The 13087-nt window shown below is 61.4% G+C and carries 14 protein-coding genes; 12 read left to right on the top strand and 2 right to left on the bottom strand.

Annotated elements, in window-relative coordinates; genetic code table 11:
* Positions 1-29 precede the first annotated feature (29 nt).
* From AAD018_RS03440 to AAD018_RS03430, 3 genes are read left to right on the top strand one after another with little or no spacing between them, the layout of a single operon-like run.
* On the top strand, positions 30-917 hold the full coding sequence (locus tag AAD018_RS03440) for a dimethyl sulfoxide reductase anchor subunit family protein (RefSeq protein ID WP_367313530.1): 888 nt from the start codon (positions 30-32) through the stop codon (positions 915-917).
* Positions 914-1897 (top strand): ester cyclase, encoded by a 984-nt coding sequence (locus AAD018_RS03435; protein ID WP_367313531.1) that lies wholly within the window; start codon positions 914-916, stop codon positions 1895-1897. The genes AAD018_RS03440 and AAD018_RS03435 overlap by 4 nt, the downstream gene beginning before the upstream one ends.
* 1 nt (position 1898) lies before the next feature.
* Entirely contained in the window at positions 1899-2885 is a 987-nt protein-coding gene (locus AAD018_RS03430; protein ID WP_367313532.1) for a nuclear transport factor 2 family protein, read from the top strand.
* A 68-nt stretch (positions 2886-2953) separates the two neighbouring features.
* Here AAD018_RS03430 and AAD018_RS03425 read toward each other — a convergent pair whose 3' ends face one another.
* Both AAD018_RS03425 and AAD018_RS03420 read right to left on the bottom strand, forming a co-directional pair.
* Positions 2954-4012 (bottom strand): ABC transporter ATP-binding protein, encoded by a 1059-nt coding sequence (locus AAD018_RS03425; RefSeq protein WP_367313533.1) that lies wholly within the window; start codon positions 4010-4012, stop codon positions 2954-2956.
* 5 nt (positions 4013-4017) lie between these two features.
* The gene (locus AAD018_RS03420) at positions 4018-4815 is read right to left on the bottom strand and encodes an IclR family transcriptional regulator (protein ID WP_367313534.1); all 798 of its coding nucleotides are present in this window, start codon (positions 4813-4815) and stop codon (positions 4018-4020) included.
* 128 nt (positions 4816-4943) lie between these two features.
* On the opposite strand from AAD018_RS03420, the gene AAD018_RS03415 reads away from it, so the two are divergent.
* The 9 genes from AAD018_RS03415 to AAD018_RS03375 all read left to right on the top strand — a co-directional run bounded on the left by AAD018_RS03415 (position 4944) and on the right by AAD018_RS03375 (position 13074).
* The gene (locus tag AAD018_RS03415) at positions 4944-6200 is read left to right on the top strand and encodes an ABC transporter substrate-binding protein (protein ID WP_367313535.1); all 1257 of its coding nucleotides are present in this window, start codon (positions 4944-4946) and stop codon (positions 6198-6200) included.
* Between the two features lie 112 nt (positions 6201-6312).
* Positions 6313-7242 (top strand): carbohydrate ABC transporter permease, encoded by a 930-nt coding sequence (locus AAD018_RS03410; protein ID WP_367313536.1) that lies wholly within the window; start codon positions 6313-6315, stop codon positions 7240-7242.
* Positions 7239-7598 (top strand): MmcQ/YjbR family DNA-binding protein, encoded by a 360-nt coding sequence (locus AAD018_RS03405; RefSeq protein WP_367313537.1) that lies wholly within the window; start codon positions 7239-7241, stop codon positions 7596-7598. Before AAD018_RS03410 ends, AAD018_RS03405 begins: the two co-directional genes overlap by 4 nt.
* A gap of 189 nt (positions 7599-7787) precedes the next feature.
* Entirely contained in the window at positions 7788-8636 is an 849-nt protein-coding gene (locus AAD018_RS03400) for a carbohydrate ABC transporter permease (RefSeq protein WP_367313538.1), read from the top strand.
* Positions 8636-9979, top strand: coding sequence for an alpha-glucosidase/alpha-galactosidase (gene melA / locus AAD018_RS03395; protein ID WP_367313539.1), 1344 nt, complete (start codon positions 8636-8638; stop codon positions 9977-9979). Before AAD018_RS03400 ends, melA begins: the two co-directional genes overlap by 1 nt.
* The gene (locus tag AAD018_RS03390; protein ID WP_367313540.1) at positions 9976-10740 is read left to right on the top strand and encodes an SDR family NAD(P)-dependent oxidoreductase; all 765 of its coding nucleotides are present in this window, start codon (positions 9976-9978) and stop codon (positions 10738-10740) included. The genes melA and AAD018_RS03390 overlap by 4 nt, the downstream gene beginning before the upstream one ends.
* A complete protein-coding gene (locus AAD018_RS03385; RefSeq protein ID WP_367313541.1) occupies positions 10737-11630 on the top strand; it encodes a 2-dehydro-3-deoxygalactonokinase in 894 nt (297 codons plus the stop codon). Before AAD018_RS03390 ends, AAD018_RS03385 begins: the two co-directional genes overlap by 4 nt.
* A complete protein-coding gene (locus AAD018_RS03380; protein ID WP_367313542.1) occupies positions 11627-12229 on the top strand; it encodes a 2-dehydro-3-deoxy-6-phosphogalactonate aldolase in 603 nt (200 codons plus the stop codon). The genes AAD018_RS03385 and AAD018_RS03380 overlap by 4 nt, the downstream gene beginning before the upstream one ends.
* A complete protein-coding gene (locus AAD018_RS03375) occupies positions 12226-13074 on the top strand; it encodes an SMP-30/gluconolactonase/LRE family protein (protein WP_367313543.1) in 849 nt (282 codons plus the stop codon). Before AAD018_RS03380 ends, AAD018_RS03375 begins: the two co-directional genes overlap by 4 nt.
* The last annotated feature ends 13 nt before the right edge of the window (positions 13075-13087 follow it).

Raw genomic sequence — 13087 nt, 5'->3', positions numbered from 1 at the left:
GTCCCGGCCCGCCGACTAAAGAGAGCCCCATGCATCCTGCCCCTTCGATCATCCTCTTTTCCACGCTTTCGGGCCTGGGCTTTGGTCTTCTGGCCTTTCTCGGCCTCGGCGCGCCTGCCCCCACCGGATGGGTTGCTTTCGTTTTCTACGCCGTCGCCTTCGCGCTGGCCGTGGGCGGTTTGATCTCGTCGACCTTTCACCTTGGCCGACCCGAACGCGCCTGGCGCGCCTTCACCCAATGGCGCACAAGCTGGCTGTCGCGCGAAGGCTGCGTTGCGGTTGCCGCCCTTCTCATCATGGGCATCGTCGCGCTGGCGCAGATTTTCTGGGACCGCCCGCTGCCGCTTCTGGGCGGGATTGGAGCAGTGCTGTGCCTTATCACGGTCTTCTCGACCTCGATGATCTACGCGAGCCTCAGGACTGTTCCGCGCTGGCACGACCTCACGACGCCTGCCCTGTTCCTGGCGTGGTCGGTTGCAGGCGGCGCGCTGCTGGCAGCTCACACGACACTCGCCGGTGGTCTTTTGCTTGCGGCTCTCGCAATCCAGATCGCCCATTGGCTGCGCGGCGATACGGCGCTTCGCCGCTCGGGTACGACGCTGGGCACCGCCACCGGACTGACCGGCGGCGCTTTGCGCAGCTTCGAGCCGCCGCATACGGGCGGCAATTACCTCACCCAGGAGATGGTCTTTCTGATCGGGCGCAAGCATGCCCGCAACCTTCGGATCATCGCTGCCGTGCTGGGCGGAGCACTCCCCGCCGCGTTGCTACTGCTTGCGCCGGCAGGCCATGTTGTGGCCGGGCTCGCCCTGCTTAGTCACCTTGCCGGGCTGATCGTGACACGCTGGCTCTTTTTTGCCGAGGCAGAGCATGTGGTGGGCCTCTATTACGGGGCGCATAGGGGCAAGACCGCATGAGCTTTGCCGTCGGGTTTGACGCCAGATGGATCGATCAGGCCGACTACGTCCTCGGCATCACCCGCGCCATCTGGGAAGATCGCGGAGTTCATTCGCTTCACGACTATTACGGGAAGGATCTGATCGTCCGGTCTCCCGCCGGGATCGTCAAAGGCAATGACGGGATTATCGCGGCGACGCTGGCTACGCTGGCCGAGTTTCCGGACCGCGAATTGCTGGGCGAGGACGTGATCTGGCAGATGACGGGGGAGGAGAGTTTCCTGTCCTCCCATCGTCTCTATTGCACCGCAACCCATAGCGGTGCGGGCGTTTACGGCGCGCCGACCGGGCGGCGGCTGGCCTACCGGATCCTCGCCGACTGCTTTTGCCGTGCGGATGGGGTCCATGACGAATGGCTGGTGCGCGATCAGGGCGCCATTGTCGCCCAGATGGGGCAGCAGGTCCCGGACTGGACACGCGCGCTGATCGCCCGCGAAGGCGGTCCGGAGCGGTGCGCTTCGCCTTTCCGTCCAGATATCGACAGAGCCGGGCCCTATACCGGACGCGGAAATGACAATGAATGGGGGCAGCGGCTCGAGCGGATCCTGACCGAAGCGATGGCGGGCGATTTCTCGGTTTTCGAGCGGGACTACGATCGGGCGGCCCGATCCTGCTATCCGGGCCATGTGACAGCCCGCGGGCCGCGCGCGGCCGCAGATTTCTGGCTGTCGCTGCGGAGCGCCCTGCCCTCGGCGCGCTTCGAGGTTCATCACCGCATCGGGCGCGCCGATGCGCGGATGCCGCCCCGGGCCGCCATTCGTTGGTCGCTGGACGGGATCCATGACGGCTATGGCCGATTCGGGCCGCCGACCGGCGCCCGGATTCATATCATGGGGATCACACATGCGGAATTTACGCCGCATGATCTTAAACTGGAATGGACTCTGATCGACGATACGGCAATCTGGAAGCAGATTCTGCTCGCGACCGGAGACCTTTGATATGCTTGATATCCACCTGCCGAGCTCCGGTCTGCGCGAGGAGATCCGGTCGGGTCTGGATGCCCTGTTCAAGGACCCGGAGCAGGCGGATGTAATTGCGGCCGATGCTGTTTTCGATCTCGCGTGGCCCCTGCCGCAGACCACAGGCCAGGGCAAGATCATTGAGCAGTTTGTCGCCCCGTTACAGGCGGCCTTTACCGGGCTCCACCGCCGGGATCTGATGTTTATCGGAGGCGAGAATATCCGATCCGAAGGTGGCTTCTGGTGCACGGCGGTGACCCATTATGTCGGCAATTTCGACGCGCCTCTCTGGGGGATCTCTCCGTCGCACAAGCTTTCCTTCCTTCGCGCCGGAGAGTTCTTCCGGATCGAAGACGGCCAGATCATCAAGGCCCGCATCATCTTCGATCTGCCCGATCTGATGCGCCAGATCGGCCGCGCGCCCCTTCCCTCGCTCGGGAACGAGATAACTTTCCCGGCCCCTGCCACGCAGGACGGGCTTTGCCCCGATCCGGCGGGCGGCGCGGCCTCGCTCACGCTGGTCGAGCGGATGCTGGCCAGCCTTCATGTCTTCGATCCCCGGACGATGACCTCGCCCGAACAGACCGGAGAGCATGGGACCTGGGCGAATGACATGATGTGGTACGGGCCCGGCGGGATCGGATCGAGCTATCTCTGGGACGGCTTCGTGAAGGACCATCGCGAGGCGTTTCTGACCGCCTTTCCAGACCGTAAGGGCGGCAATCACTATTGCCGGATCGGCGATGGCGCCTATGCCGCCGTTTCGGGCTGGCCGTCGATGACAATGACCCATCGAGGGGATTATCTTGGCGTGCCCGCGACAGGAAAATCGCTGACCCTGCGCGTGATGGATTTCTACCGGACGGCATCGGGCCGGATCGCCGAAAACTGGGTACTGCTCGATTACGGGGAGCTGTTCGATCAGATGGGTATCAACCTCATCGAACGGTCGGAGGCCCTGCGCTAACATCACCGCGGGGGGCAGAATTTTCTAGAAAATTCTGACTTTCAAAATCTTCTAGAAGATTTTGGCACCTAGCGGATCCGGTGGCCGGTTTCGGCATCGAAGAGATAGGCCTGTTCGGGATCGACCGTGAGGCCGACCATCTCGCCTTCTTTGGAACGGATGTCGCCCCGCTCTTCGACGACGATCTTCTCGCCGCTCTGTCCTATCAGATGGACATAGGAGACCCCGCCCAAGCTTTCAGCAAGATCGACGCGGTGGCTGTCTCCTGCGCGATCGACGCCAAGATGTTCGGGCCGCAGCCCCAGATCGACCGCCCGGCGGCTGTCGGCGGCCGCGAAGCTGAATGGAACCGGCGCCGCGAGACCCGGCGTATGGACTGCGCCGTCATAAAGCTCTCCGCGCAGAAAGTTCATGGCGGGCGATCCGATAAAGCCGCCGACGAATTTGTTGTCCGGATCGCGGTAAAGATCCATCGGCGCGCCCACCTGTTCGATCCGGCCCGCGCGGAGGACGACGATCTTGTCGGCCAGCGTCATCGCCTCGACTTGATCGTGGGTGACGTAAATCATCGTCGCGCCGATTTCCTTATGCAGGCGCGCGATCTCGACCCGCATCTCGACGCGCAGTTCCGCGTCGAGGTTCGACAGCGGCTCGTCGAAGAGAAACACTTCAGGGCCGCGCACGATGGCGCGCCCGATCGACACCCTTTGCCGCTGACCGCCAGAAAGGGCGGCGGGCTTGCGCTTGAGATACTCGTCGAGCTTGAGGATCCGGCTCGCCTCAGACACCTTGCTGTCGATCTCGGCCTTGGGATGGCCGTTCATCTTGAGCCCGAAGCCCATATTCTGCTCGACCGTCATATGCGGATAGAGCGCGTATGTCTGGAACACCATGGCCACGCCGCGCTCGGACGGATCCATGCGGGTCACGTCCCGGTCGCCGATGTGGATCTGTCCGTCCGTTGTTTCTTCCAGCCCTGCGACCATCCGCAAAAGCGTGGACTTGCCGCACCCTGACGGGCCGACGAAGACGCAGAACTCCCCGTGGTCGATCTGAAGATCGATCCCATGGATCACCTGCGTTTCCCCGTATTTCTTGATCACATCGCCTAGAACGACACCCGACATGGTCTTTACCTCCCTTTCGCCTCCACCGGGCGGTCCGGAAACCGCCAGTGCTGCGCCTCTTCCGAGATCGCCTTTGCCGCCGCCTTGATGCGCGGCACATATCCTTCGAGCGCCGCCAGTCTGGTCCGCGCGGTCGTGCCCGTCACCGAAAGCGCGCCCAGAAGCCGCCCGCGCGGCGTCAGGATCGGCACCGCGACACAGATGATCCCGGGCTCGTGTTCTTCGCGGTCAAAGCCGTAGCCATGACGCCGGATTTCCGCCAGTTCCGACCGCAACGCATCTTCGTCCGCCAGCGTCGCCCCTGTGAAGCGGTGAAAGCTTTGCTGGGGCAGCACCCGCGCCAGATCGGGCTCCGGCAGATGGGCCAGCATCGCCTTGCCCACACCGGTGCAATAGGCCGGCCCCACTTTGCCCGATTGCGAATACATTTCAACCGGCTCGGCCGCATTGCGCTTGTCGACATAAAGGACATGCCCCCCGTCGAGTTGCGCCAAATGCACCGTCTCGCCGACCTCGCGGCTTAGCGCCTCCAGATGCGGCCGTGCGATGGGCGCGAGTGAAGATTGCGCCCAGGCCGCATGGGCCAGCCGCACCAGCCGGATCCCGGGACTGTAGACGCCCCGGTCTGGCTCGTAGATCAGCATCTCCTGATTGGTGAGCGTCTGCAGCAGCCGGTAGAGCGTCGCCTTGGGCAGATCAGATGCCTCGAGCAATTCGGAAAAGCGCACCGGACGACCGAAGCCCGCCACCTGGTCGAGCACGCCAAGGGCCTTTCCGACGGTCCCGTCCCCGCGTCCGGTCATTTGTCCTCCCTGGGGTCGGGTCTTCGCCCGCCACCTGTTGACAAGCATGGGTGAGTCGGGGTGTCATTTCAATATCCAAAACCAAGTTCCGAATAATGGAACTGAATGGGATGCAAAGGGAGGAACCAATGTCATCCATTCTCAAGGGTGCGGCGCTGGCCGTGCTGATGGGCTCGTCCGCCTTCGCGGCAGGCCATTCCGAACCGCTCACCGGCGATCTTACGATCTTCCTCGACACATCGAACCCCGCGCCCCGCGCGACGATGGAAGAGATGATCGGCCGCTTTCAGGAGATGCATCCCGATCTGAACATCGAGACCACGATCATCGATCGCGAGGCCTACAAGACGCAGATCCGCAACTTCCTGACGGCCAACGCGCCCGACGTGGCGACTTGGTACGCGGCCAACCGGATGCGTCCCTACGTCGATGCGGGTCTCTTCGAGGATGTGTCTGACCTGTGGGAAGAGCCCGAGATCGCCGAGAATCTCGCCTCCACCAAGGGCGCGATGACGATCGACGACAAGCAGTGGGGCGTGCCGTACACCTACTACCAGTGGGGCGTCTATTACCGCGAGGATATCTTCAACGAGCTGGGCCTCGAAGAGCCGACCACTTGGGAGGAAGAGAAAGCCAACTGCCAGGCGATCATCGACTCGGGCCGCAAATGCTACACGATCGGCACCAAGTTCCTGTGGACCGCCGGCGGCTGGTTCGACTACCTGAACATGCGCACCAACGGGTTCGACTTCCACATGGATCTGACGCAAGGCGAGGTGGAGTGGACCGATGACCGCGTTCGCCAGACCTTCGCCAACTGGCGCGAGCTGATCGATATGGGCGCCTTCATCGACAACCACCAGACCTATAGCTGGCAGGAGGCCCTGCCCTTCATGGTCAACGGCGAGGCGACGGCCTACCTGATGGGCAACTTCGCCGTTGCGCCTTTGCGCGAGGCGGGTCTGGGAGACGATCAGATCGACTTCTACCAGTTCGTGCAGATCAACTCGGAGGTGGAGATGTCGGAGGATGCACCGACCGATACCTTCCATATCCCGGCCAATGCCGAGAACAAGGAGAATGCCCGCGAGTTTCTGCGCTTCGTCGTCTCGGCTGAAAACCAGACGATCATCAATGGCGGAGACGCTCTGGGTCAGCTTCCGGTGAATGCCGCATCATCGGTGGATGATGACGAGATGCTGCAGCAGGGCTTCGAGATGCTGTCGTCGAATTCGCCTGGCGGTGTCGCGCAGTTCTTCGATCGGGATGCACCAGCCGAGATGGCCTCGATCGCGATGGAAGGCTTTCAGGAGTTCATGGTCTTTCCCGACAATCTCGACGATATCCTCGGGCGCCTCGAACAGGCGCGCCAGCGAATCTACTGATCGCCTTGCCACGGTGCCTTCGGGTGCCGTGGCGCCAAAATCTTCTAGAAGATTTTGCCTTCGCAGATTTTTCTAGAAAAATCTGGCCCTTGACAGAAACCGGAGCCGCCCCATGACCGTCTCCCCTGCCGTACCGACAGACCGCTATGTTCCGCCGCGCGGCTGGTACAAGCGCAACGAGATTCGCGTGACGCCCTGGCTCTTTCTGGCGCCAGGGATCCTGTTCTTTCTCTTCTACGTGATCTTCCCTGTCTTTCAGAGCTTCAACCTGTCGCTCTATCGGTGGGACGGGCTGGGCGAGGCCGAATATGTCGGCCTGCGCAATTATCAGGAACTGGCCACCGACCGCGCTTTCGAGACCTCGCTCTGGAACAATCTCAAATGGTTGCTGCTCTACCTGCTGGCCATTCCCGCCGGGCTCTTCATCGCGCTTTTCCTCAACCAGACCGTCACCGGTATCCGGCTTTACAAATCGCTTTTCTTCTTTCCATTCGTGATCTCCCAAGTCGTGGTCGGCCTTGTTTTCACCTGGTTTTACGATCCAACCTTCGGTCTTCTGAACACGATCCTCGGCTGGTTCGGAGCGGGCCCCATTGCCGTTCTCGGCGATCCAACGCTGGCCACTTACGGCATCATTGCCGCCGGTCTTTGGCCTCAGACGGCCTATTGCATGATCCTCTACCTGACGGGCCTCAATGCCGTGGATCCCGAGCAGGTCGAGGCTGCGCGTCTTGATGGCGCAAAGGGATGGCGGATGCTGTGGTACGTCATCATTCCGCAGCTCAAGCCCGCCACTTTCATCGCCTTTGTCGTGACGATCATCGGCGCGCTCCGCAGTTTCGATCTGATCTCGATCATGACGAATGGAGGACCCTTTGGCTCGACCCGGGTCCTGTCCTTCTACATGTTCGAGAAAGCGCTATCGGAATACGGTTTCCGGATGGGCTATGGCGCGGCGATTGCCGTCGTCCTTTTCCTCATCATGTTGCTGTTCATCGCCTACTTCCTCTGGTCGATGTGGCGCGAGGAGCGCGGCCGATGATCAGCCGGGACGAGATCGACCGCCTCTGCGCCCGGTTTGCCGGTGCGACGTTTGCGCATCCGCCAGAGCTAATGAGCTGGAAGGTTGGCGGCAAGATGTTCGTCTGTTTCGGCGGCGAGGCGGATATGGAAGGCGTGTCGGTCAAAACGGATAGCGTCGAGACCGCAGAGATGCTGATCGAGGCCGGGGCTGCGATCAAGGCGCCCTATTTTCACCGCTCTTGGATCCGCCTTCCGTTTGCGGACACGGACCCCGAGGAAGCGCATCTTCGCCTTCGAACGAGCTATGACATCGTGTTCAAGAGCCTTCCCAAACGGACCCGCGAGACGGTCGCGGTGGCGGGGGACACAGCATGACCCGCCTTCCTAAGCCCCACATGCCCCCCCGCATTCGCTGGTCCGATCAAGCATTAACCTTAACGCCGCGCTCACCAAGGCCCGCATTAACCTTAACGCGCAATGTCCGGATCAAGGGCGCTCCGCTCCCTCTTCATCTTGTCATAAATATGCAAGATCCTGCCGCAGCCGCCGGGAGGACCGTCTGAGATGTTTCCGACCCCGATCGCAAAGACCTCCCGCACGTGGCAGCTGACCTATCAAGGGCTTTTGCCGTTCGCGCTCATCATGTGGCTTTTGCCGCTGATCGCGGTGGCGCTCTTTTCGATAAAGCCCGCCGTAGATTTCACCCAAGCCAATTATTGGGGCCTGCCATCGGCCTTCGCGGGGTTCGAGAACTATGGCAAGGTTTTTCTGGAATCCCAGATGCCGCGCTATCTGCTCAATTCGCTGCTGATTACCATTCCGACCGTGATCGGGGCCGTTGCTCTGTCGGCGATGACAGGCTTTGCGCTTGGGATTTACCGATTCCGGGGCAATCTTCTGATCTTCTTTATGTTCGTAGCGGGCAACTTTGTGCCGTTCCAGATCCTGATGGTGCCGGTTCGCGATCTGACGCTGGATCTGGGGCTCTATAATACCAAGACCGGCCTCGTCCTTTTCCATGTCGCCTTCCAGACGGGCTTTTGCACGCTCTTTATGCGTAATTTCATCCGTGCCTTGCCCTATGAACTGATTGAGGCGGCGCGGGTCGAGGGTGTCGCGGAATGGCGGATTTTCTGGTACGTTGTCTTGCCGCTGATGAAGCCCGCCATCGCTGCGCTGGCCGTCCTGATCTTCACCTTTATCTGGAACGATTATTTCTGGGCCGTCGTCCTGACCCAAGGTGCTGAAAGCCAGCCGGTCACCGCCGGGATCACGTCCTTCAATGCGCAGTATCGCGCCGCCTATCACCTGATGAGCGCGGGCAGCATCGTTGCCGCCCTTCCCCCCGTTGCGATGTTCTTTCTGATGCAGAAACACTTCATCGCAGGTCTCACTCTCGGAGCTGTCAAGTAATGACCGTCAAGATCGCCTTTATCGGCGCCGGATCCACGATCTTTATGAAGAATATCGTGGGCGATGCCCTTCACTACGATGCCCTCAAGAGTGCCGAGTTCGCTCTGATGGATATCGATACCAAGCGGCTCGAGGAAAGCGAGCTGGTCGCGAAAAAGTTGATCGAGGCGATGGATGCCCCCGCGACGGTCACCGCCACGACGGACCGCGCTTGCGCGCTGGACGGCGCCGATTTCGTCGTTACCGCGTTTCAGATCGGCGGATACAAACCGTCCACTATCATCGATTTCGAGATCCCCAAACAGTATGGGCTACGCCAGACCATTGCCGACACGCTGGGCGTGGGCGGGATCATGCGGGGGCTCAGGACGGTTCCGCATCTGTGGGCCGTGGCCGAGGATATGGCGCGACTTTGTCCGGATGCGTTGATGCTGCAATATGTGAATCCGATGGCAATCAACACCTGGGCTTTGGCGAAGCGCTATCCGCATCTGAACCAGGTCGGTCTGTGCCATTCGGTCCAGAATACGGTTGAGGAGATTGCACATGATCTGGATCTGCCCAAGGACGAGATTCGCCACCGGGTTGCAGGCATTAACCATGTCGCATTCTTTTTGAAGCTCGAGCATCAAGGCCAGTCGCTCTACCCTCGCCTAATGGAGGGCTATCGGGGCGGCCGCCTTCCAAAAGCTCCGCTTTTAATGCCGAGGTGCCCAAACAAGGTGCGGTACGAGGTGATGGATCATCTGGGCTATTTCTGCACCGAAAGCTCGGAGCATCTGGCGGAATATGTCCCGTGGTTCATTAAGGAAGGCCGGGAGGATCTGATCGAGACATTCGGCATCCCGCTCGATGAATATCCGACCCGCTGTATTGAACAGGCCGAGGGTTGGACCAGCCAAGCGGCCGACTTCCGCACCCCCGAGAAGGTGGAGGTCAAGAAATCCCACGAATTTGCGGCCGAGATCATGAATGCGGTGATCACGGATACGCCAACGACGATCACCGGGAACCTGCCCAATCGCGGTCAGCTGCCTCAGCTGCCGATGGGGGCGGCTGTCGAGACGCCGACGCTGATCGATGCAAACGGGCCGCAGCCCACGCTGATCGACGATATTCCGCCGCAGCTTGTCGCGCTTATGCGCAGCCAGATCAACGTGCATGAACTGACCGTGCGCGCGCTGCTCGAGGAGAACCCTGAGCATCTCTATCACGCCGCTTACATGGATCCGCATACGGCCGCCGAACTGGACTTGAGACAGATCCGGAGCCTTGTGACCGATCTGCTCGCGGCACATGGGGACATGGTCCCGGCTTGGGCCCAGCGGAGGCAAGCGGCATGAGTGCGATCTTCCCGGATCTGGAGGGCGCTTCCATCTACATCACCGGGGGCGGGTCGGGCATTGGTGCAGCCCTGACCGAAGGGTTCTTGCGGCAGGGGGCCAGGGTTGCCTTTGTCGGGCGATCGGATGCGACCGCCTTTTGCGATGAGATGGAGGCTCAGACCGGTAATCGGCCCCATTTCATGCAGTGCGATATCACCGATATGGCGGCCCTCAAGGCGACGCTGGAGGAGGCATCAGATCGCCATGGTCCTGTCTCGACGCTGGTCAACAACGCGGCCAACGATCAGCGCCATTCTCTGGACGAGGTGGACGAGGCGTTTTGGGACTGGATGATTGCGATCAATCTCAAGGCCTATTTCTTTGCCTGCCAGACGGTCGCGCCGATGATGAAAGCGGCGGATGGTGGCTCGATCATCAATTTCAGCTCGATCAGCTACATGATGGGGAATGCGGGCTATCCGATCTATACGACCGCCAATTCCGGCATTAACGGGATGACCCGGTCGCTGGCCCGCGAACTGGGGCCCGACAAGATCCGGGTGAATGCACTCGCACCTGGCTGGGTGCTGACGCAAAAGCAGAAGGACATGTGGGTGACTGAGGAGGGCCTGCAGGCGCATCTGGACCGGCAATGCCTCAAGGAGCCGCTTGAGCCGGAGGATATCGTAGGAGGGGTTCTCTTTCTGGCCTCGGGCATCTCGAAGGCGATGACCGGGCAGGCACTTGTCATCGATGGCGGCGTGGTGGTCACGGGATGAGTGTCGAGCCCGACTGGATCGCGGTCGATTGGGGGACCTCTAACCTTCGCGTCTGGGCAATGTCATCGGCAGACACGGTTCTGGCAGAGGCGTCTTCGGACAAGGGGATGGGCGGGCTGGACAAGTCAGAGTTCGAGCCGGCCTTGCGGGAGTTGATCGACGATTGGCTGGTCAAATCTCCACTGATCCTTTGCTGCGGCATGGTCGGCGCGCGGCAGGGCTGGGCCGAGGCGGGATATCTTTCCGTGCCTTGCGAGCCGCTGTCGGGGACACCGTCCAAAGCCTCGTCCGAGCTTGATGTGCGGATCCTGCCCGGCCTCAAGCAAACGGCTCCACCTGACGTGATGCGCGGAGAGGAAACCCAGATCGCAGGATTTCAGGCGCTCAATCCCGGTTGGGATGGGGTTCTTTGCCTGCCCGGCAGCCATACCAAATGGGTTGAGATCAGCGCGGGCGAGATCGTCAGCTTTCAGACGTTTCTGACCGGAGAGCTGTTCGCCAGTCTCTCCGAACATACGGTGCTGCGCCATACGGTGGTGGCGGACGGAGTTGATGACGAAGCCTTTGCGAGCGCCGTGTCGGACGCCATTGCGCGGCCCGAGCGACTTGCCTCTGGCCTTTTTGCCTTGCGCGCGGCGCATCTGCTTGAGGATCTTTCGCCCAAAAGGGCGCGCGCGCGCCTTTCAGGGCTTTTAATCGGGGCGGAATTGGCGGCTGCGCGCCCTTACTGGCTGGGCCGCGCAGTGGCAGTGATTGGAGCGGGCGGCCTCTCGCGGCTTTATACGGCGGCCCTGGCCGCGCAGGGCGTGCCCGCCATTCAGGCAGACGCCACCCGGATGACGCTTGCCGGTCTTACAAAAGCCCGCAACCAGTTGAGAGTAGCCTCATGAGCCGCCCTCTCATCGCCATTCTCCGGGGTCTGACGCCACGTGAGGCGCTTGCCCATACCGATGCCCTTCTCGAGAACGGGATCGACCGGATCGAGGTGCCGATGAACTCCCCCGATCCGCTGGTGTCTATCGAACGCATGGCCCAAGCCCATCCCAACGTCGAGATCGGGGCGGGCACCGTCCTGACGCCAGATCAGGTCCGGCAGGTCGCGGATGCGGGTGGCCGGTTGATCGTTTCACCCAATTGCGCAACGCCCGTCATCGACGAGGCCGTCCGCCTGGGCCTCGCCTCGTGGCCAGGGGTGATGACGCCGACGGAGGCATTTACAGCGCTGCGTCACAAGGCGACCGGGCTGAAGCTGTTTCCTGCAAGCCTGATTGGTCCTGCCGGTCTGAAGGCGCTCAAGGCTGTGCTGCCGGAGGGCACGGACGCCTATGCGGTGGGCGGCGCGGGAGCCGAGAATTTTACCGACTGGATCGCCGCCGGAGCGACCGGCTTTGGCATTGGAACTGCACTTTACACCCCCGGCCAGAGCCCCGCCGAGACGGCGCAGAAGGCCAAATCCATTACCGCCGCCTATGACAGAGCTACCTCATGACACATATCCACGACCCCCGCCCTTGCACTCTTGGTGAAGGTGCCCTTTGGCATCCCGAGCGCGAGGAGCTTTATTGGTTCGACATCCTCGGCAAGTCGCTGATGACCAAGGGCGGCACCTTTCAGTTCGATCATCACGTCTCGGCTGCGGGCTGGGTGGATCGCGATACGTTGCTGATCGCCTCGGAAGTGGAGCTTTTTACCTGCAACTTCGCAAGCGGCGAGTGCGAGACCATCGTGCCGCTGGAAGAAGAAAACGAGGGCACCCGGTCGAATGACGGCCGCGCCGATCCCTGGGGCGGGTTCTGGATCAGCACGATGGGTCTGAATGCAGAGCCTGATGCAGGCGCAATCTATCGCTATTATCAAGGCGAGTTGCGCCAGCTTTATGCGCCGCTCACCATTCCCAACGCGATCTGCTTCTCCTCTGACCGGCGGTTCGCCTATTTCACGGATACGCCGACGCAGATCATCCTGCGCGTTCCGCTTGAGGAGAAGGATGGATGGCCTGCGGATGATCCCGATATTTGGCTGAATCTGTCCGAAGAGAACTGGCGACCGGACGGGGCTGTTTGTGATGCCGAGGGCAACCTCTGGAATGCGCAATGGGGCGGGTTCCGCGTGGCCTGCTATGCACCTGATGGCAGCTTTCAGCGGGCGGTCACTTTCCCGTCGAGCCAGACAACCTGCCCTGCCTTTGGCGGTCCTGATCTGACGACGCTGTTCTGCACGTCCGCGACAGACGGGCTTAGCGAGACCCATCGCGCGCAGCATCCGTTCAGCGGTCAGACGTTTTTTGCTCCCGATACCGCGCCGGGGCAGAAGGAGCATCAAGTAGAGCTTTAGCCGCCTTACATAT

The sequence above is a fragment of the Aestuariibius insulae genome (assembly GCF_040783535.2).
Lineage (GTDB): Bacteria > Pseudomonadota > Alphaproteobacteria > Rhodobacterales > Rhodobacteraceae > Aestuariibius > Aestuariibius insulae.
Note: the sequence above shows the minus strand (reverse complement) of the source record. Positions and strands in the feature narration are given on the sequence as shown.

Coding starts and splice junctions, on each gene's coding strand:
- AAD018_RS03440 (WP_367313530.1), top strand. CDS start 30: ATGCATCCTGCCCCTTCGATCATCCTCTTTTCCACGCTTTCGGGCCTG.
- AAD018_RS03435 (WP_367313531.1), top strand. CDS start 914: ATGAGCTTTGCCGTCGGGTTTGACGCCAGATGGATCGATCAGGCCGAC.
- AAD018_RS03430 (WP_367313532.1), top strand. CDS start 1,899: ATGCTTGATATCCACCTGCCGAGCTCCGGTCTGCGCGAGGAGATCCGG.
- AAD018_RS03425 (WP_367313533.1), bottom strand. CDS start 4,012: ATGTCGGGTGTCGTTCTAGGCGATGTGATCAAGAAATACGGGGAAACG.
- AAD018_RS03420 (WP_367313534.1), bottom strand. CDS start 4,815: ATGACCGGACGCGGGGACGGGACCGTCGGAAAGGCCCTTGGCGTGCTC.
- AAD018_RS03415 (WP_367313535.1), top strand. CDS start 4,944: ATGTCATCCATTCTCAAGGGTGCGGCGCTGGCCGTGCTGATGGGCTCG.
- AAD018_RS03410 (WP_367313536.1), top strand. CDS start 6,313: ATGACCGTCTCCCCTGCCGTACCGACAGACCGCTATGTTCCGCCGCGC.
- AAD018_RS03405 (WP_367313537.1), top strand. CDS start 7,239: ATGATCAGCCGGGACGAGATCGACCGCCTCTGCGCCCGGTTTGCCGGT.
- AAD018_RS03400 (WP_367313538.1), top strand. CDS start 7,788: ATGTTTCCGACCCCGATCGCAAAGACCTCCCGCACGTGGCAGCTGACC.
- melA (WP_367313539.1), top strand. CDS start 8,636: ATGACCGTCAAGATCGCCTTTATCGGCGCCGGATCCACGATCTTTATG.
- AAD018_RS03390 (WP_367313540.1), top strand. CDS start 9,976: ATGAGTGCGATCTTCCCGGATCTGGAGGGCGCTTCCATCTACATCACC.
- AAD018_RS03385 (WP_367313541.1), top strand. CDS start 10,737: ATGAGTGTCGAGCCCGACTGGATCGCGGTCGATTGGGGGACCTCTAAC.
- AAD018_RS03380 (WP_367313542.1), top strand. CDS start 11,627: ATGAGCCGCCCTCTCATCGCCATTCTCCGGGGTCTGACGCCACGTGAG.
- AAD018_RS03375 (WP_367313543.1), top strand. CDS start 12,226: ATGACACATATCCACGACCCCCGCCCTTGCACTCTTGGTGAAGGTGCC.